The organism is Bacillus tequilensis (assembly GCF_012225885.1).
Classification (GTDB): Bacteria; Bacillota; Bacilli; order Bacillales; family Bacillaceae; genus Bacillus; species Bacillus tequilensis.
Genome location: NZ_CP048852.1, coordinates 1,273,131 through 1,290,034 on the forward strand (window position 1 = coordinate 1,273,131; position 16,904 = coordinate 1,290,034).

Consider the following 16,904-nt stretch of genomic DNA (forward strand, 5'->3'; position numbering starts at 1 on the left):
TGAGTCGATGGAACAGATTGGATTGATTGGATATGGCAGCATGGCTGATATGATCGCCAGGCAGCTGTTGAAGCATGAGCAAATAAAAGAGAATGAGCTTTTTATTGAAACAAGAACGAAGGGGGAGCGGCTGCAGGCGCTGATGTCAGATTATCCGCATGTATCGGCTGATTCGCTCGAAAACTGGGCGGAAACATGCCGTTTGATTTTGATATGTGTCCCGCCGCTTCATGTCGTCGAAACGATGCGCAGTCTGCACCCGTACGTGAACAGAAATACCCATATCGTATCCATTGCCGCCGGTGTGCCGCTGCGTCTTCTGGAGGCTGAAACGGAAGCCGGTATATCACGTGTCATTCCCGCCATTACATCCGAAGCCGAAGCAGGCATCTCACTTGTCGTTCACAGTGAAGCACTGACAGCGGATAAAAAAGAACGTCTGAATGAGTTGTTATCGGTTTTCAGCAGTGTCAGAGAAATCAAAGAATCAGATGTAGATGCGGCCAGCAATTTGACGAGCTCGGCACCAGGATTTATAGCTGCCGTTTTTGAAGAACTGGCGCGGTCTGCTGTCAGAAACAGCTGCCTCTCTAAAGAAGAAGCCTTTGATTTCCTGATTCATTCGCTATACGGAACTGGTAAACTCCTGCTCGAAAAGAATATGTCTTTTGAAGAAACGCTGAAACGTGTCGCCACGAAAGGCGGAATTACCGGAGAGGGCGCTGAGGTGATACGTGCCTCTGTGCCGGACGTTTTTGATCAGGTATTTGAAAGAACGCTGAAAAAATATGAGCAGCTTACAAAACAGGCAGAGAAACAGACATGAATCCTTGCAAGAGGATTCTTTTTTATCACTTGAACATTGTGATTTTCCCCAGTTATGTTGCATTTTTCCTCTTTTTTTAATATAATTTGTTGGAATATTCGTAATTTAGTAAAAAAGGAGGAGCGTTATGAAACTGTACATGTCAGTAGATATGGAAGGTATTTCGGGTCTTCCGGATGATACCTTTGTGGATTCCGGCAAGCGCAATTATGAACGCGGACGGCTCATTATGACTGAAGAAGCGAATTATTGTATTGCTGAAGCGTTTAATAGCGGGTGTACCGAGGTGCTGGTCAATGACAGCCATTCGAAGATGAATAATCTGATGGTTGAAAAGCTTCACCCTGAAGCAGACTTGATTTCCGGCGACGTCAAACCATTTTCAATGGTAGAGGGACTGGATGATACGTTTACAGGCGCTTTGTTTCTTGGGTATCATGCGAGAGCCTCGACTCCGGGTGTGATGTCACACAGCATGATTTTTGGCGTCCGGCATTTTTACATAAACGATCGGCCTGTCGGTGAGCTCGGGTTAAATGCGTATGTTGCCGGTTATTATGATGTTCCGGTCATTATGGTTGCAGGAGATGACCGTGCCGCGAAGGAAGCGGAAGAGCTCATTCCGAACGTTACGACAGCTGCTGTCAAACAAACCATTTCAAGATCCGCGGTGAAGTGCTTGTCGGCTGTGAAAGCCGGACGGCTGCTGACAGAAAAAACCGCATTTGCCCTGCAAAACAAAGATAAAGTCAAACCGCTTACGCCGCCTGACAGACCGGTTTTGAGCATTGAATTCGCCAACTACGGTCAGGCAGAATGGGCGAACCTGATGCCGGGAACTGAAATAAAGCCGCAAACCACAACCGTTCAATTTCAGGCGAAGGACATGCTTGAAGCCTATCAGGCGATGCTTGTCATGACGGAGCTTGCGATGCGGACATCATTCTGCTAAAGGGGTGTTTTAGGCTTTGGCGCGATACATGATAAAGCGTTTTTGGGCAATGGCAGCTACGATTTTGGTGATTACCACCCTGACTTTTGTTCTCATGAAGGTCATTCCCGGATCTCCTTTTAACGAGGAGAGAGGCACAAATGAAGCCGTTCAAAAAAATCTCGAAGCCTACTACCACTTAGACGATCCTCTCATTTTCCAATACATTTTCTACCTAAAATCCATCATTACATTCGATTTCGGACCTTCAATTAAAAAACCATCGGACAGCGTAAATGATATGCTGGAACGCGGATTTCCCGTTTCCTTTGAGCTGGGAATGACGGCCATTGTCATTGCTGTAATCTCTGGGCTTGTGCTGGGCGTGATTGCGGCGCTCCGCCGCAATGGTTTTTTGGACTACGCCGCGATGAGTCTTGCTGTGCTTGGCATCTCCATCCCGAATTTTATTCTGGCAACATTGCTCATTCAGCAATTTGCCGTCAATCTCAAACTATTTCCCGCTGCCACATGGACGAGCCCGATTCATATGGTGCTTCCGACCGCAGCGCTTGCCGTAGGGCCGATGGCGATCATTGCCAGGCTGACACGTTCAAGCATGGTTGAAGTTCTGACACAGGACTATATCCGCACAGCAAAAGCAAAAGGGCTTTCTCCGTTCAGCATTATTGTAAAACACGCACTCAGAAATGCACTTATGCCCGTGATTACCGTCTTAGGCACACTTGTCGCCAGCATCTTAACAGGAAGCTTTGTTATTGAAAAAATCTTTGCCATTCCCGGAATGGGAAAATATTTTGTTGAAAGCATTAATCAGCGGGACTATCCCGTGATTATGGGAACGACCGTTTTTTACAGCGTCATCTTGATCGTCATGCTGTTTTTGGTTGATTTGGCCTACGGTCTTTTAGACCCGCGCATTAAACTGCATAAGAAAGGGTGAAGCGTGTGAATCTCCCTGTTCAAACGGAAGAACGCCAGCCAGAGCAGCACATTCAGGTGCCGGATGAGTGGTTTGTCTCAAATCAAGATAAGAATCGGGAAGCCGATTCGGTCAAGCGGCCGAGTTTGTCATACACACAGGATGCCTGGAGGAGACTGAAGAAAAATAAATTAGCGATGGCCGGACTTTTTATTCTTTTATTTCTTTTTGTCATGGCGGTGATCGGGCCTCTTTTATCCCCCCATAGTGTCGCGCGCCAATCGCTGACCGAACAAAATCTTCCGCCCTCAGCCGATCATTGGTTCGGCACCGATGAGCTCGGCCGGGATGTATTTACCCGAACATGGTACGGAGCGAGGATTTCGTTATTTGTCGGCGTGATGGCAGCGCTGATTGATTTTGTGATCGGTGTCATTTACGGAGGCGTTGCCGGCTATAAAGGCGGAAGAACTGACAGCATCATGATGCGGATTATCGAAGTGCTGTACGGGCTGCCGTACCTGCTTGTTGTCATATTGCTGATGGTGCTGATGGGGCCGGGGCTGGGCACCATTATTGTGGCGCTGACTGTGACTGGATGGGTCGGCATGGCGAGAATTGTAAGAGGCCAGGTGCTCCAGATTAAAAATTATGAATATGTACTCGCCTCGAAAACCTTTGGCGCCAAAACCTTTCGCATCATTCGGAAAAATCTGCTGCCGAATACAATGGGAGCGATCATCGTACAAATGACATTAACCGTACCTGCCGCTATATTCGCAGAATCCTTTTTGAGCTTTCTCGGCCTCGGCATACAGGCTCCGTTTGCAAGCTGGGGTGTGATGGCGAATGACGGTCTGCCTACGATTTTGTCTGGGCATTGGTGGCGCCTGTTTTTTCCGGCCTTTTTCATATCCCTGACCATGTACGCGTTTAATGTGCTTGGAGACGGATTGCAGGATGCGCTCGACCCTAAGCTGAGGAGGTAGCTGTATGGAAAAAGTTCTGTCAGTCAAAAATCTGCACGTGTCTTTTACGACCTATGGCGGGACGGTTCAGGCGGTCAGAGGGGTGAGCTTTGATTTGTATAAAGGAGAAACCTTTGCGATCGTCGGCGAATCCGGCTGCGGTAAAAGCGTGACCTCCCAAAGCATTATGGGTTTGCTTCCGTCCTATTCGGCCAAGGTGACAGACGGCAGCATTCTATTTAAAGGCAAAGACCTTTGCCGTCTCTCTGACAAAGAAATGAGAAGCATAAGGGGAGCCGACATTTCTATGATTTTTCAAGACCCGATGACGGCGTTAAACCCGACGCTGACTATCGGAGACCAGCTTGGGGAAGCGCTCCTCCGCCATAAAAACATGAGCAAAAAAGCGGCGAGGGAAGAGGTGCTTTCCATGCTGTCATTGGTTGGTATTCCCGATCCCAAAGAGCGCCTGAAGCAGTATCCCCACCAATTCAGCGGGGGCATGAGACAGCGGATTGTAATAGCGATGGCGCTGATCTGCGAGCCTGACATCTTAATCGCAGACGAACCGACTACCGCACTTGACGTGACCATTCAGGCACAGATTTTGGAGCTGTTTAAAGAGATTCAGAGAAAAACGAATGTGTCTGTCATTCTGATTACACATGATTTAGGGGTAGTGGCCCAGGTTGCTGACAGAGTCGCCGTCATGTATGCGGGAAAAATTGCGGAGATTGGTACGAGAAAAGATATTTTTTATCAGCCTCAGCATCCTTATACAAAAGGGCTGCTGAACTCTGTCCCGCGGCTTGATTTGGAAGGCGCGGAGCTGATCCCGATCGACGGAACGCCGCCGGATTTATTTTCACCTCCGCCAGGCTGTCCGTTTGCCGCCCGCTGCCCGAACAGGATGATCGTGTGCGACAGGGTATACCCGGGCCAGGCGATCAGATCTGACACGCACACTGTCAACTGCTGGCTGCAGGATCAACGGGCCGAGCATGCGGTATTGTCCGGGGATGCGAAGGATTGATCATGAAAAGGGGGAAGAGGATGAAACGAGTGAAAAAGCTATGGGGAATGGGCCTTGCATTAGGCCTGTCGTTTGCGCTGATGGGATGTACAGCGAACGAACAAGCCGGAAAAGAAAGCGGTAAGGATAAAGCGAAAACAAGCGGCGAAAAGGTGCTGTATGTAAATAACGAAAATGAACCGACCTCGTTCGATCCGCCGATCGGTTTTAATAATGTGTCGTGGCAGCCGTTAAATAACATCATGGAGGGGCTGACGCGTCTTGGTAAAGATCATAAGCCTGAACCGGCCATGGCTGAGAAATGGTCTGTATCAAAAGATAAAAAGACCTACACATTTACGATACGGAAAAATGCGAAATGGACAAACGGAGATCCGGTAACAGCCGGAGATTTTGAATACGCGTGGAAACGGATGCTTGATCCGAAAAAGGGCGCTTCATCGGCGTTTCTCGGCTATTTTATTGAAGGCGGCGAAGCGTATAACAGCGGCAAAGGGAAAAAAGACGATGTGAAGGTGACGGCAAAGGATGATCGAACCCTTGAAGTAACGCTTGAAGCGCCACAAAAATATTTTCTCAGCGTTGTATCCAATCCGGCGTATTTTCCGGTAAACGAAAAAATCGATAAAGAAAATCCAAAGTGGTTTGCTGAGGCGGATACATTTGTCGGGAACGGTCCGTTTAAGCTGACGGAATGGAAACATGATGACAGCATCACAATGGAGAAAAACGACACGTATTGGGATAAAGATACCGTGAGACTAGATAAGGTGAAATGGGCGATGGTCAGTGATCGAAATACAGATTACCAGATGTTTCAGTCTGGGGAGCTGGATACCGCTTATGTCCCTGCAGAGTTAAGCGATCAGCTGATCGATCAGGGTAACGTCAATATTGTTGACCAGGCGGGTCTCTATTTTTATAGATTTAATGTCAATATGGAGCCGTTTCAGAATGAAAACATCAGAAAAGCCTTTGCGATGGCTGTGGATCAAGAGGAAATTGTAAAGTACGTCACGAAAAATAATGAAAAACCGGCGCGTGCCTTTGTATCGCCTGGATTTACGCAGCCTGACGGCAAAGATTTCCGTGAAGCGGGCGGAGACCTGATCACGCCTAACGAAAGCAAAGCGAAGCAGCTGCTTGAAAAGGGCATGAAGGAAGAAAACTATCATAAGCTTCCTGTGATCACGCTTACTTACAGCACAAAGCCGGAACATAAAAAGATTGCCGAGGCGATCCAGCAAAAATTGAAAAATACCCTTGGAGTCGACGTGAAGCTGGCCAATATGGAATGGAACGTGTTCTTAGAGGATCAAAAAGCACTGAAATTCCAATTCTCTCAAAGCTCATTTTTGCCCGATTATGCGGACCCTATCAGTTTTCTGGAAGCCTTTCAAACAGGAAATTCGATGAACCGCACAGGCTGGGCCAATAAAGAATACGATCAGCTGATCAAACAGGCGAAACATGAAGCTGATGAAAAAACGCGTTTCTCTCTTATGCATCAAGCAGAAAAGCTGCTGGTCAATGAAGCGCCGATCATCCCGGTTTATTTCTATAATCAGGTCAACCTGCAAAACGAACATGTAAAAGGAATTGTCAGGCATCCCGTCGGCTATATCGATTTAAAATGGGCAGATAAAAACTGATGCCGGCGACTGAGAGAATACTGCTTCTTTATGCGAAGGAGCGGTATTTTTTCTCTTTCTTGCACGTATACGTAAGGTGCAGAGCAAATGAAAGGAGTGATTCAGTTGAATCACAAGCCGAAAGCATTGAAAAAGGGTGACACAGTTGGCGTGATCGCGCCCGCAAGCCCCCCTGATCCAAAAAAGCTGGAAACCGCGCTTTTATTTTTAGAAGAACTCGGTCTTCAGGTAAAACTGGGCAAGGCGCTGAAAAACCAGCACGGCTATTTAGCCGGACAGGATGATGAGCGGCTGGCTGATCTCCATGAGATGTTCGGAGACGAGGAGGTAAAAGCGGTGCTGTGCGCGTGCGGGGGTTTTGGGACAGGACGTATCGCCTCCAGCATTGATTTCAGTTTGATCCGCGAACATCCGAAAATCTTCTGGGGATACAGCGATATTACATTTTTACATACTGCCATCCATCAAAACACTGGCCTTGTCACCTTCCATGGCCCGATGCTCAGTACAGATATTGGCCTTGATGACGTACACCCTATGACAAAAGCATCGTATGAGCAGCTCTTCCAAGAAACAGCATTCACTTATACAGAAGAGCTCTCTGAGCTGACCGTGCTTGTTCCCGGAAATGCGGAAGGGGCGCTTGTCGGGGGAAATCTCTCGTTACTGACATCTACGCTGGGCACGCCGTTTGAAATTGATACGAGAGGAAAGCTTCTGTTTATTGAAGATATTGACGAGGAGCCGTATCAAATCGATCGGATGCTGAATCAGCTGAAAATGGCGGGGAAACTGACGGATGCCGCCGGAATTCTCGTTTGTGATTTTCATAACTGCATCCCTGTGAAGAGGGAGAAATCTCTCTCGCTTGAGCAGGTGCTCAAAGACTATATTGTATCGGCGGGCAGGCCTGCTCTGAGAGGATTTAAAATCGGCCACTGTTCACCAAGTATCGCCGTTCCGGTCGGTGCGCGGGCTGTTATGAACACGGCAGAAAAAACAGTCGTCATCGAGGCGGGCGTTTCAGAAGGGGCCATGAAGACATGAAAATGACTCGAATCGAAACGAGCCGAATCGCAGTTCCTCTGACAAAGCCGTTTAAAACCGCGCTTCGCACTGTGTATTCGGCTGAATCGGTCATTGTAAGGGTCACTTATGACAGCGGCGCAATCGGGTGGGGAGAAGCACCTCCGACAGTAGTCATCACAGGAGACAGCATGGACAGCATTGAAAGCGCCATCCACAATGTTCTGAAACCGGCGCTGCTTGGAAAAAGCCTGTCAGGCTGTGAAGCCCTTCTGCACGACATCCAGCATCTCCTTACCGGAAACCAGAGCGCGAAGGCAGCTGTGGAAATGGCGGTATACGACGGGTTTGCGCAAATGTGCGGCCTGCCGCTTTATCAAATGCTGGGCGGATACCGCGATACGCTTGAAACGGATTATACCGTCAGTGTCAACTCACCTGAAGAGATGGCGGCGGATGCGGAGGCTTATCTCAATCAAGGGTTTCAAACGCTGAAAATAAAGGTTGGAAAAGATGATATCGAAACAGATATCGCCCGTATTCAGGAAATCAGAAAACGAGTCGGCCGAGCCGTGAAATTGCGTTTGGACGCCAATCAGGGCTGGACGCCGAAGGAAGCGATAACAGCCATTCGGAAAATGGAGGATGCAGGTTTTGGCATTGAGCTTGTCGAGCAGCCTGTCCATAAAGATGATCTCGCCGGGCTTAAAAAGGTGACGGATGCGACAGACACGCCGATTATGGCCGATGAAAGTGTTTTTACGCCGCGGCAGGCGTTCGACGTTCTTCAAACCAGGAGCGCTGACTTGATCAATATTAAATTGATGAAAGCTGGCGGCATCAGCGGAGCAGAGAAAATCAACGCCATGGCTGAGGCGTGCGGGGTGGAGTGCATGGTCGGCAGCATGATCGAAACGAAGCTGGGCATTACGGCCGCGGCCCATTTCGCGGCAAGCAAAAGAAACATTACACGCTTTGATTTTGACGCGCCGCTGATGCTGAAAACAGATGTCATCAAAGGCGGCATCACATACAGCGGCAGCACGATTGCGATGCCTGACAGACCAGGCCTCGGAATCATCGGTGCCGCACTTTTGAAAGGGGAAATAGAGCAATGATGCACACTGTCATATCAGCAGTGGCCAACATCTGGACGGCGCCTGATTCACCGCGCCCATTAGATCAAGCGATGCTCCGTCCGACCGTATCGATCAGAGATTGGCTGGAGCGCATGACGTATCATGAACGGCTTGGATTATGTACAGACAATGTCATTCAAACTCAGGTTCTCTTTGGCGAAAAGGTGCTGGTGACGGGAGAACAGGACGAATGGGTGTCTGTAGTTGTGCCAAGTCAGCCATCCCGAAAGGATCCACGCGGATATCCGGGCTGGATGAAAAAGAACCAGCTGAAAAAAACAAGTCCCATCCCTATACAAAACAACGATGTCATGATCAGCAAACCTGCTGCCTTTTTGTACAATAGTCAGGGAGAAAAGGAGATCGAATTGAGCTTTTTGACGGCCCTCCCCTTCATGGCAGAAGAAAACGGATATGTTAAGGTTTCAACCGTTTTTGGAGAAAGGTTTGTGAAGCGGACTGATGCAGTGCCTGTCCGCGAACAGAAAGGAACCTCCGAAGACATCATTCAAACCGGAGCGTTTTTTCTCGGGCTTCCTTACCTATGGGGGGGGATCAGCGGGTTTGGATTTGATTGCTCCGGGTTTATGTACAGTATATTTAAGGCCAATGGATACAGCATTCCCCGTGATGCGGGAGATCAGGCAAAGGCGGGGGAGAAGGTCCCGCTTGATAATATGAAAGCCGGTGATCTGCTGTTTTTTGCTTATGAGGAAGGAAAAGGAGCGGTCCATCACGTCGGTCTGTACGTCGGCGACGGAAAAATGCTTCATTCTCCAAAGACGGGAAAATCAATCGAAATCCTTACATTAAAAGAGACAATTTATGAAAAAGAACTATGCGCGGTTCGCCGCTGTTTTTCAGAATAAGGAGGGAGAGAAATGACGCCACTGCCTTTGTTAGAGGTCAGCCAGCTGAAAATGCATTTTGACGCAGGAAAAAAGCGGACAGTCAAAGCCGTCGACGGGGTCACCTTTCAGATTCATGAAGGAGAAACGTTCGGGCTTGTCGGAGAATCAGGGTGCGGGAAATCAACCTTGGGGAGAGTGCTGATGCGCCTGTACCAGCCGACAGAAGGAAGTGTGAAATACCGCGGCGCAAACCTTCACGCACTGACTGAGAAAGAGCAGTTTGCCTTCAACCGCAAGCTGCAGATGATTTTTCAAGACCCTTACGCTTCACTGAATCCGCGCATGACCGTTCGAGAAATTATTTTGGAGCCGATGGAGATTCACAATCTCTACAATACTCAGAAAGCGCGGCTTCTCGTCGTGGACGAGCTTCTTGAGGCAGTGGGGCTTCACCCCGATTTTGGCAGCCGTTATCCCCATGAATTCAGCGGCGGGCAAAGACAGAGAATCGGGATTGCGAGAGCCCTGTCGCTGAATCCTGAATGTATCGTGGCAGACGAACCGATTTCTGCTCTTGATGTCTCGGTTCAAGCGCAGGTGGTCAATCTGCTGAAGCGGCTTCAAAAAGAAAAGGGGCTTACATTTTTATTTATTGCCCATGATCTTTCGATGGTGAAGCATATCAGTGACAGGATCGGTGTCATGTACTTAGGGCATATGATGGAAATTACAGAGAGCGGCACTCTGTATCGTGAACCGCTGCACCCCTATACAAAGGCGCTATTATCCTCGATTCCGATCCCAGACCCTGAATTGGAGGACAAGCGTGAGCGCATTCTCTTAAAAGGGGAGCTGCCGAGCCCGGTCAATCCGCCGAGCGGCTGTGTGTTTCGGACCCGATGTCCTGAGGCCATGCCTGAATGCGGGGAATCCCGTCCTCAGCTTCAGGAAATCGAAGCGGGCCGATTTGTCGCTTGCCATTTATATCGGACTGCCGAGACGAAAGAAAAGGTGAGATAGACAACAAAGACTGGCTTCGGAGCCAGTCTTTGTGTTTATGCTTGATGTAAAAATTTCACACAAACCGGGAAAGGGACAGAAACAGTTGAGGGGAGCACTGTCAATCGGCCGGTTTCTTTGTCTCTTTCAAACAGTACAAGGTTGCCTGTTTCTTCATTTGAAGCGACAAGGAATGCTTCCGTTGGATCAAATACAAAATCACGAGGCCAATTTCCTTCAGTCGAAACTCTTTCCACGAAAGCCAGCTCGCCTGAATATTGATTGACTTCAAATACAGCGATACTGTCATGGCCGCGGTTTGCGACGTAAACAAAACGGCCGTCCTGTGTGATATGAATTGCGCTTCCATTGCTGTTATCCGTAAAATCATCAGGGATGGCAGAGACAACCTGAATTTCTCTAAACTCGCCGGCTGTCGGATTGTATTCAAGCGCAATCACTTCATTGCTTAATTCTGTCATCACGTAAGCGTATTTTTCTTTTGGATGAAAAGCGATATGGCGAGGGCCTGAGCCGGGAGCGAAGGAATGGCTTCCAGATTCAGTCAACACGCCGTCTTTCATTTTATAGGTGTACAGTTTATCGGTTCCTAAGTCAACCGCTACAACGTAATTGTGTTCAGGTGTGAACCCTGCGTAGTGTGTATGCGGTTTTTCCTGTCTTTCGTGCGGCCCTTTTCCTGTATGAGCCGCTTCAGAAGCAGGTTCTCGCAAGCTTCCGTCTTTCTGAACCGGAAAAGCATGTACCTTCCCGCTGTGATAATTGGCAGTCAATACGAATTGGTTTTGATCATCAACGCTTACATGGCATGGGGAAGGGCCATCAATTAACTGATGATTCAGAAATGTTAATTCGCCGCTGGTGTTATCGATTTGATAGGCAGCCACTCCGCCTTGGCCATCTGCTTTTTCAATGGAATAAAGAATGGTGTTGTCTTGATTTGGCGTCACATAAGTCGGGTTGCCGAGCTTAGCGGCAAGCTTTGGCTCGCTGAGTGTTTTTTTCTCGGTATCAAGCTCGAATGAATAAATTCCTTCGCTTCCGCCTTTTGTATATGTTCCGACATATCCTATGTACTTTGTCATGCTATTACCCCCTTAAAATGATGTCACCTCTATATTAACGTATCTTGATAAAATAATCTGTTCAAAACATGAAAAAGGGGAATATTCTTCACTCGCCGCGAATCAGCGGCATCGTACAGCACCTGAAGGAGCCGCCTGATTTAATTATTTCTGACAGGTCGATTTCGATAATGTGATAGCCTCTTTTCGATAACTGTTGATTGACATGGCGGTTGCAAGGGAGGCTGATGATTGTTTTTCTTCCGATTGAAAGGACGTTGGTGCCAAGCGTAAATTGTTCGTCTTCAGGCACCTCGATGAGATCGTAACGGTTTGCCAGCATATCAGCTGCCTCCGGCTCAAGGGCTTTAGGAAAAATTAACGCTTCGCTTTCAGATATGATGTTAAATACGCAGTCCAAATGCAAAAATTTTTCATGCAGCTGCACTGGAACGATTGTATATTCAGGAAGCGCATCTTCCAGCTGGCCGATGGCTGATATGTCGGTGCGCTGGCTGATTCCGACGTAGACGGTATCACCATCAATGATAACGTCACCGCCTTCAATGCTTGTATTAAGCATGCGGGTGTAAGTAATGCCTTGGTTGTGAAAAAATTCTGTTATAACGGCTTCTTCCCCTTGGCGAATTGGCTCAGTCATGCTTGAGAGGAAGGCTTTTTCTCCAATGACAAACCCTATGTCGCGGGTGAAGACCTGTTCGGGGAGTCCGTCGCGTACGGGCAATAGAATGACTTCGATGTTGTGTAAACTGAGTGTTTCAACTAAGCGGCTATGCTGATCTGAGGCTGTTTTCACATGAATATTGTCATCTTCAAAATGTTTTTGGGTTTCGTTTATCACATCTTTTATGGCCATATGCTCGGGTTTGCATAAAATCACTTTTTGCAGGGTGTCGTATTCCGTTCGGCATACTGTTTTGTGCTGATGTTTCGGTATGGATACGTCCATTGTTTCTCCTCCTGATCGTATGAAGAATACATGTATTATTCCCTTATCATGAAAATCATTAAACGTATTAGAAAGAAAACCGACCGACAAATCATTTTAAATTTTAGACAAATGGCTGAGAATATTGTTTAATAGGAGAATATGAGTGCATTTAGCTAAACGATCAGACATCAAAGGGGAGAAAGGTATGGAAACACCGGATACAAAATTTTGTAAAGAGTCAAAGGTTGTCAAAACCAGCAGGGTGTTCCCGCTTGATACAAACAACCATAATACACTGTTTGGCGGAAAATTAATGAGCTACATTGATGATATCGCCTCTATTTCCGCGGCGCGCCATTGCAGACGGGACACAGTAACCGCTTCAATGGATTCAGTAGATTTTCTAAAGCCGATCGGGCAAAGAGAGTCAGTCTGTTTGGAATCTTATGTGACCTGGGTCGGCACCTCCTCCATGGAGGTGTTCGTGAAAGTCATCAAGGAGCACCTGATGACTGGCGAAAGAGAGCTTGCGGCAACATCCTTTTTGACATTTGTCGCATTAGATTCAAACGGCAAGCCGGTGTCTGTACCGAAAGTCGTGCCGGAAACAGAAGAAGAAATCATGCTGCATAATACAGCGGTTCAGCGCGCGAATGAACGAAAGAACCGCAAAAAACACAGCCAGGCGCTTGCCAATGCGCTCGGAACGGATAAGCCTTGGTAAACGCGAAACCCAAAACACATGTTGTTTTGGGTTTTTTTTGTGTTTTTCATCTTTCTGATGGTGATAATTACAACGATTAGTCCATTTTTGCTAGGGTATTATATAAAAAAGCAACTATTGTCATATTAAATTGATAATTTTGTGACAACTTTATTAAAGATTCATTTTAGATATATCTTTTATTCGTGAGATCATGTATTTTAAAGATATATTTTAAATACATCTTTTCGAAAGGATTGTTTATACAATGTTAGATAACAAAACAATCGAAATTATTAAAAGCACAGTACCCGTATTACAACAACATGGAGAAACGATCACTGGCCGTTTTTACGATTTGATGTTCCGAGACCATCCAGAGCTTCTAAACATTTTTAATCAAACAAATCAAAAGAAGAAAACACAGCGCGCTGCACTTGCAAATGCCGTTATCGCAGCGGCGGCAAATATTGACCAGCTCGGCAACATCATTCCGGTCGTCAAACAAATCGGACACAAGCACCGCAGTATCGGAATTAAGGCTGAACATTATCCGATTGTCGGCAAATATTTGCTGATTGCGATTAAAGATGTTCTGGGAGACGCTGCGACACCTGACATTATGCAGGCATGGGAGAAAGCATACGGAGTAATCGCTGACGCATTCATCGGAATCGAAAAAGAAATGTATGAGCAGGCGGAGCATCAAGCCGGCGGCTGGAAGGAATATAAGTCATTCGTCGTTGCGAAAAAAGAGCAGGAAAGCAAAGAAATCACATCCTTCTATCTGAAACCGGAAGACGGCAAGCCGTTACCTGAATTTCAAGCAGGGCAGTATATCAGCATCAAAGTGCGGATTCCTGATTCTGAATATACCCATATCCGTCAATACAGCCTGTCAGATATGCCGGGTAAAGACTATTATCGAATTTCAGTGAAAAAAGACGGTGTCGTGTCTTCCTATTTACACGATGGAGTGCGTGAGGGTGATTCAATCGAAATCAGCGCACCGGCAGGGGACTTTGTGTTAGATTCTTCATCACAAAAAGATCTTGTCCTGATCAGTGCCGGGGTCGGTATTACACCAATGATCAGCATGCTGAAAACGTCTGTTTCTAAGCAGCCTGAACGGCAGATTCTGTTTATTCATGCCGCGAAAAACAGTGAATATCATGCATTGCGTCATGAAGTAGAAGAAGCGGCAGACCATTCTTCTGTCAAAACCGCATTTGTGTATCGCGAGCCGACAGAGGAAGACCGTGCAGGTGATCTTCAATTTCATGAAGGGCAGATTGACCAGCAGTTCCTTAAAAAACTGATTGCCAATACAGATGCGGATTATTATATTTGCGGTTCATCTTCATTTATTACGGCAATGCATAAACTTGTATCAGAACTCGGATCAGCGCCGGAGTCTATTCATTACGAACTGTTCGGCCCGCAATTAAGCATGGCACAGTCCGTGTAACCACATGCATATCACTCTTCTCCTTTCAGAGAAGAGTTTTTTTAATGTGATAGAAGCATGCGGACAAGCGCCTGCTTCTACATCCGGACAATCACTGACGCCGCCGTTTGCGCAAACGCGACTTTGCTGTTCTTGCAAGGTTCTCAGCAATTCATTGTTTACCTCAATCGCTCTGATTAATTGCTCCATTTTCAGCTCTAAACCAGCCAGCCTGTCGAACGTCTGCAGTTCCTTGTAGCCGGCGGGATGAGGAGCGGATGACAGATCATAGGGCCAATGGGTATTCGTTTGCTGATGTTTCATATTGCGCCTCCAATTGATGTTACTTTCTATTATGGTATGTGTCTGCCGTGTGCACGTTCGCCGATTTCAATATCGATAAAGGGTATGATGCATAGAGGCGCTGCCTCGGGGCACAATAGGCTCAATATGACTAGCGGATGGAGGTAAAGATCAGTGTTATGGATGATATGGGCATTTTTACTGAAGCCAGTTATCGTATTTTCAATTGCGTATATTCTGTTTCGGCTTGCCGGTAAAAAAGCCGTGTCACAAATGAACAATTTTGATCTGCTTTTGACCTTCGCGATTGGAACCATTATCAGTGAGCCGATTCTTACATCCAAGCTGCCGATGTCGATTTATTATGCCGGCGCTTTTTTGGTGCTTTATCTACTGATGAGCAAGCTCTCTCTTTCTAATAAATGGCGATGGCTGCTGGTCGTAAGCCCAACTGTTTTAATCCGAAACGGAGACATTGACGAACACGGTTTGCGAAAAGAAAGGCTGACGGTTAATGAACTGCTCGGAAAGCTGAGGGAAAAGGGCTATGCCGATCCGGCTGACATTGATCTTGCCATCATTGAAGAAACGGGAGAAGTAAGCGTCATCCCAAAAGAGGAGGCGAGAGCGGTGCAGGTGCGGGATTTGAATATGGAAGCTGAACGGAATTTTATCCCGATTCCGCTTATACTGGATGGTGAAATCCTTGATCATAATTTGAAATACCTCCAAAAAAACCGATCATGGCTGTTTGAGAAGCTCGAGGAAAAAGGGTGCAGCCCCAAACTGCTGTCCTCGGTCACGCTTGGCACGATGAATGCCCGCGGTGATATATCGCTTGATTTGAATACCTCAAATGAACCGCAGCATGATCCCTATTTATATAAACCGGGTAATAACAATTAAGATGGCTCTCTATTTTCAAAGAGAGCTTTTTCTTTTTTAAAGGGAATTTTAGTTTGGCGTCAAATGTACCTAGTTAGGGGGGAAATGAACATGAAGGACTTATTTATTAGAAACGACATGGCGCCGACAGTCAGTCTTCTGTATTCCGCAGTGGAAGAAAACAGTCTCCGTCTGGCTTCTATCGTAAGTCACATGACGCATAGTGAACTTTATTATAAGGGGCGCTGTCAAACAAAAAACAGCACAGCCCAGCTTTTGCACCATATCACAAACGTTGATATCAGGTGGGTCTGGCGTATCAAGGAAAACCGAATACCGGATCATATTGAACAGGTATACGGCCCGATGTCAGATGAAAGCGGACGGCTGCCAGAACCGGAGAATCAGCCCGGCTTAGATGAACTCCTGAAAAGACATCAGCATGTGGTAAATGAGCTAAAATCGGTTTGTTACACCTTAACTGAGCATGATTTGCATCAGCCGCTTTCTTACGATGGTGACACCGCGACTGTCCGGTGGGGCATTTGGCATATGGCGGATCATAACCGCTATCATCAAGCCCATATTGAAGTCCTCAAAAAAGAATGGAAGCACGATGGGGCGAAATATGAGTGCTAATACGAAGCTTGTCACGAATCGCATTCGTTTGCGCTGTATGGAAGATCGGGATCAAGCCTCGTTATTTGAGCTTTTTAACGATCCTGACGTCATGAAATATTACTCCGGATTAAAAAATAAGAGGCAAACCCGCGAGTGGATCAATTGGAACAAAAGGAATGAGAAAGGCTACGGCGTCAGTCTATGGATCGCTGAAGATAAGCGGACAGGGGACTTTTTGGGGCAATGCGGCATCGTTCCCCAGCAGGTTGAAAATCAAACAGTAATGGAAATCGGCTATATGTTTGCCCGCCGCCACTGGGGAAACGGCTATGCGCACGAAGCTGCTCGGGCATGCCTTGACTACGGCTTCAACGAGCGGCTGTTCGGCAAAATGACGGCTTTGATTGACCCTGATAACAAAGCGTCCATACGGGTAGCCGAGAAAATCGGCATGCTTTACGATAGAACGATCATAAAGTGGAATAAACGAATCGCGGTATATGAAAGAAAATCTTACAATTGAAAGAAAGAGCCACGTTA

17 protein-coding genes and 1 pseudogene are annotated in these 16,904 nt (G+C 47.0%); 15 read left to right on the plus strand and 3 right to left on the minus strand.

All coding sequences use genetic code 11. The features are described from left to right. Positions 1-7 precede the first annotated feature (7 nt). The 10 genes from proG to G4P54_RS06860 all read left to right on the plus strand — a co-directional run bounded on the left by proG (position 8) and on the right by G4P54_RS06860 (position 10,389). A complete protein-coding gene (proG, locus tag G4P54_RS06815) occupies positions 8-826 on the plus strand; it encodes a pyrroline-5-carboxylate reductase ProG (protein ID WP_167872178.1) in 819 nt (272 codons plus the stop codon). A gap of 127 nt (positions 827-953) precedes the next feature. Then, complete coding sequence (dppA, locus tag G4P54_RS06820) at positions 954-1,778, plus strand: D-aminopeptidase DppA (RefSeq protein ID WP_167872179.1); 825 nt, start codon at positions 954-956, stop codon at positions 1,776-1,778. Between the two features lie 16 nt (positions 1,779-1,794). Beyond that, positions 1,795-2,721: a dipeptide ABC transporter permease DppB gene (gene dppB / locus G4P54_RS06825; RefSeq protein ID WP_167872180.1), complete on the plus strand. Its 927-nt coding sequence runs from the start codon at positions 1,795-1,797 to the stop codon at positions 2,719-2,721. 5 nt (positions 2,722-2,726) lie between these two features. After that, a complete protein-coding gene (dppC, locus tag G4P54_RS06830; RefSeq protein WP_167872181.1) occupies positions 2,727-3,689 on the plus strand; it encodes a dipeptide ABC transporter permease DppC in 963 nt (320 codons plus the stop codon). A 4-nt stretch (positions 3,690-3,693) separates the two neighbouring features. Next, entirely contained in the window at positions 3,694-4,701 is a 1,008-nt protein-coding gene (gene dppD / locus G4P54_RS06835; protein ID WP_167872182.1) for a dipeptide ABC transporter ATP-binding subunit DppD, read from the plus strand. A gap of 2 nt (positions 4,702-4,703) precedes the next feature. Next, a complete protein-coding gene (gene dppE / locus G4P54_RS06840; RefSeq protein WP_167873842.1) occupies positions 4,704-6,353 on the plus strand; it encodes a dipeptide ABC transporter substrate-binding protein DppE in 1,650 nt (549 codons plus the stop codon). Positions 6,354-6,440: 87 nt separating this feature from the next. After that, positions 6,441-7,400 (plus strand): S66 peptidase family protein, encoded by a 960-nt coding sequence (locus G4P54_RS06845; RefSeq protein ID WP_167872183.1) that lies wholly within the window; start codon positions 6,441-6,443, stop codon positions 7,398-7,400. Then, positions 7,397-8,497, plus strand: a complete 1,101-nt coding sequence (gene ykfB / locus G4P54_RS06850) for an L-Ala-D/L-Glu epimerase (RefSeq protein ID WP_167872184.1) — start codon at positions 7,397-7,399, stop codon at positions 8,495-8,497. The genes G4P54_RS06845 and ykfB overlap by 4 nt, the downstream gene beginning before the upstream one ends. Then, positions 8,494-9,387, plus strand: coding sequence for a gamma-D-glutamyl-L-lysine dipeptidyl-peptidase (eepC, locus tag G4P54_RS06855; RefSeq protein WP_167872185.1), 894 nt, complete (start codon positions 8,494-8,496; stop codon positions 9,385-9,387). The genes ykfB and eepC overlap by 4 nt, the downstream gene beginning before the upstream one ends. Before the next feature lie 12 nt (positions 9,388-9,399). Further along, the gene (locus tag G4P54_RS06860; protein ID WP_167872186.1) at positions 9,400-10,389 is read left to right on the plus strand and encodes an ABC transporter ATP-binding protein; all 990 of its coding nucleotides are present in this window, start codon (positions 9,400-9,402) and stop codon (positions 10,387-10,389) included. A 35-nt stretch (positions 10,390-10,424) separates the two neighbouring features. On the opposite strand, the gene pgl is transcribed toward G4P54_RS06860, so the two are convergent. Together pgl and G4P54_RS06870 are read right to left on the minus strand one after the other, a co-directional pair. Next, positions 10,425-11,474, minus strand: a complete 1,050-nt coding sequence (gene pgl / locus G4P54_RS06865) for a 6-phosphogluconolactonase (RefSeq protein WP_167872187.1) — start codon at positions 11,472-11,474, stop codon at positions 10,425-10,427. Positions 11,475-11,562: 88 nt separating this feature from the next. Next, positions 11,563-12,423 carry a dimethylarginine dimethylaminohydrolase family protein gene (locus tag G4P54_RS06870; protein ID WP_167872188.1) on the minus strand — a complete coding sequence of 287 codons (861 nt, stop codon included), beginning with the start codon at positions 12,421-12,423 and terminating at the stop codon, positions 11,563-11,565. A 187-nt stretch (positions 12,424-12,610) separates the two neighbouring features. Here G4P54_RS06870 and G4P54_RS06875 point away from each other — a divergent pair, with 187 nt between their 5' ends. Both G4P54_RS06875 and hmpA read left to right on the plus strand, forming a co-directional pair. Next, complete coding sequence (locus G4P54_RS06875; RefSeq protein WP_024716348.1) at positions 12,611-13,129, plus strand: acyl-CoA thioesterase; 519 nt, start codon at positions 12,611-12,613, stop codon at positions 13,127-13,129. Between the two features lie 247 nt (positions 13,130-13,376). Beyond that, positions 13,377-14,576 (plus strand): NO-inducible flavohemoprotein, encoded by a 1,200-nt coding sequence (gene hmpA / locus G4P54_RS06880; RefSeq protein WP_167872189.1) that lies wholly within the window; start codon positions 13,377-13,379, stop codon positions 14,574-14,576. A gap of 77 nt (positions 14,577-14,653) precedes the next feature. Here hmpA and G4P54_RS06885 read toward each other — a convergent pair. Then, positions 14,654-14,879 (minus strand): annotated as a pseudogene (locus G4P54_RS06885) (hypothetical protein). A 153-nt stretch (positions 14,880-15,032) separates the two neighbouring features. On the opposite strand from G4P54_RS06885, the gene G4P54_RS06890 reads away from it, so the two are divergent. From G4P54_RS06890 to G4P54_RS06900, 3 genes are all read left to right on the plus strand, one after another. Further along, positions 15,033-15,764, plus strand: a complete 732-nt coding sequence (locus G4P54_RS06890; RefSeq protein ID WP_167872190.1) for a DUF421 domain-containing protein — start codon at positions 15,033-15,035, stop codon at positions 15,762-15,764. Between the two features lie 90 nt (positions 15,765-15,854). Further along, entirely contained in the window at positions 15,855-16,382 is a 528-nt protein-coding gene (locus tag G4P54_RS06895; RefSeq protein ID WP_167872191.1) for a DinB family protein, read from the plus strand. Beyond that, on the plus strand, positions 16,372-16,887 hold the full coding sequence (locus G4P54_RS06900) for a GNAT family N-acetyltransferase (protein ID WP_167872192.1): 516 nt from the start codon (positions 16,372-16,374) through the stop codon (positions 16,885-16,887). The genes G4P54_RS06895 and G4P54_RS06900 overlap by 11 nt, the downstream gene beginning before the upstream one ends. The last annotated feature ends 17 nt before the right edge of the window (positions 16,888-16,904 follow it).

What these genes read in the sequence shown, in the direction of transcription:
- proG (WP_167872178.1), top strand. Translation starts at nt 8, where the DNA reads ATGGAACAGATTGGATTGATTGGATATGGCAGCATGGCTGATATGATC.
- dppA (WP_167872179.1), top strand. Translation starts at nt 954, where the DNA reads ATGAAACTGTACATGTCAGTAGATATGGAAGGTATTTCGGGTCTTCCG.
- dppD (WP_167872182.1), top strand. Translation starts at nt 3,694, where the DNA reads ATGGAAAAAGTTCTGTCAGTCAAAAATCTGCACGTGTCTTTTACGACC.
- dppE (WP_167873842.1), top strand. Translation starts at nt 4,704, where the DNA reads ATGAAAAGGGGGAAGAGGATGAAACGAGTGAAAAAGCTATGGGGAATG.
- G4P54_RS06845 (WP_167872183.1), top strand. Translation starts at nt 6,441, where the DNA reads ATGAAAGGAGTGATTCAGTTGAATCACAAGCCGAAAGCATTGAAAAAG.
- ykfB (WP_167872184.1), top strand. Translation starts at nt 7,397, where the DNA reads ATGAAAATGACTCGAATCGAAACGAGCCGAATCGCAGTTCCTCTGACA.
- eepC (WP_167872185.1), top strand. Translation starts at nt 8,494, where the DNA reads ATGATGCACACTGTCATATCAGCAGTGGCCAACATCTGGACGGCGCCT.
- G4P54_RS06860 (WP_167872186.1), top strand. Translation starts at nt 9,400, where the DNA reads ATGACGCCACTGCCTTTGTTAGAGGTCAGCCAGCTGAAAATGCATTTT.
- pgl (WP_167872187.1), bottom strand. Translation starts at nt 11,474, where the DNA reads ATGACAAAGTACATAGGATATGTCGGAACATATACAAAAGGCGGAAGC.
- G4P54_RS06870 (WP_167872188.1), bottom strand. Translation starts at nt 12,423, where the DNA reads ATGGACGTATCCATACCGAAACATCAGCACAAAACAGTATGCCGAACG.
- G4P54_RS06875 (WP_024716348.1), top strand. Translation starts at nt 12,611, where the DNA reads ATGGAAACACCGGATACAAAATTTTGTAAAGAGTCAAAGGTTGTCAAA.
- hmpA (WP_167872189.1), top strand. Translation starts at nt 13,377, where the DNA reads ATGTTAGATAACAAAACAATCGAAATTATTAAAAGCACAGTACCCGTA.
- G4P54_RS06895 (WP_167872191.1), top strand. Translation starts at nt 15,855, where the DNA reads ATGAAGGACTTATTTATTAGAAACGACATGGCGCCGACAGTCAGTCTT.
- G4P54_RS06900 (WP_167872192.1), top strand. Translation starts at nt 16,372, where the DNA reads ATGAGTGCTAATACGAAGCTTGTCACGAATCGCATTCGTTTGCGCTGT.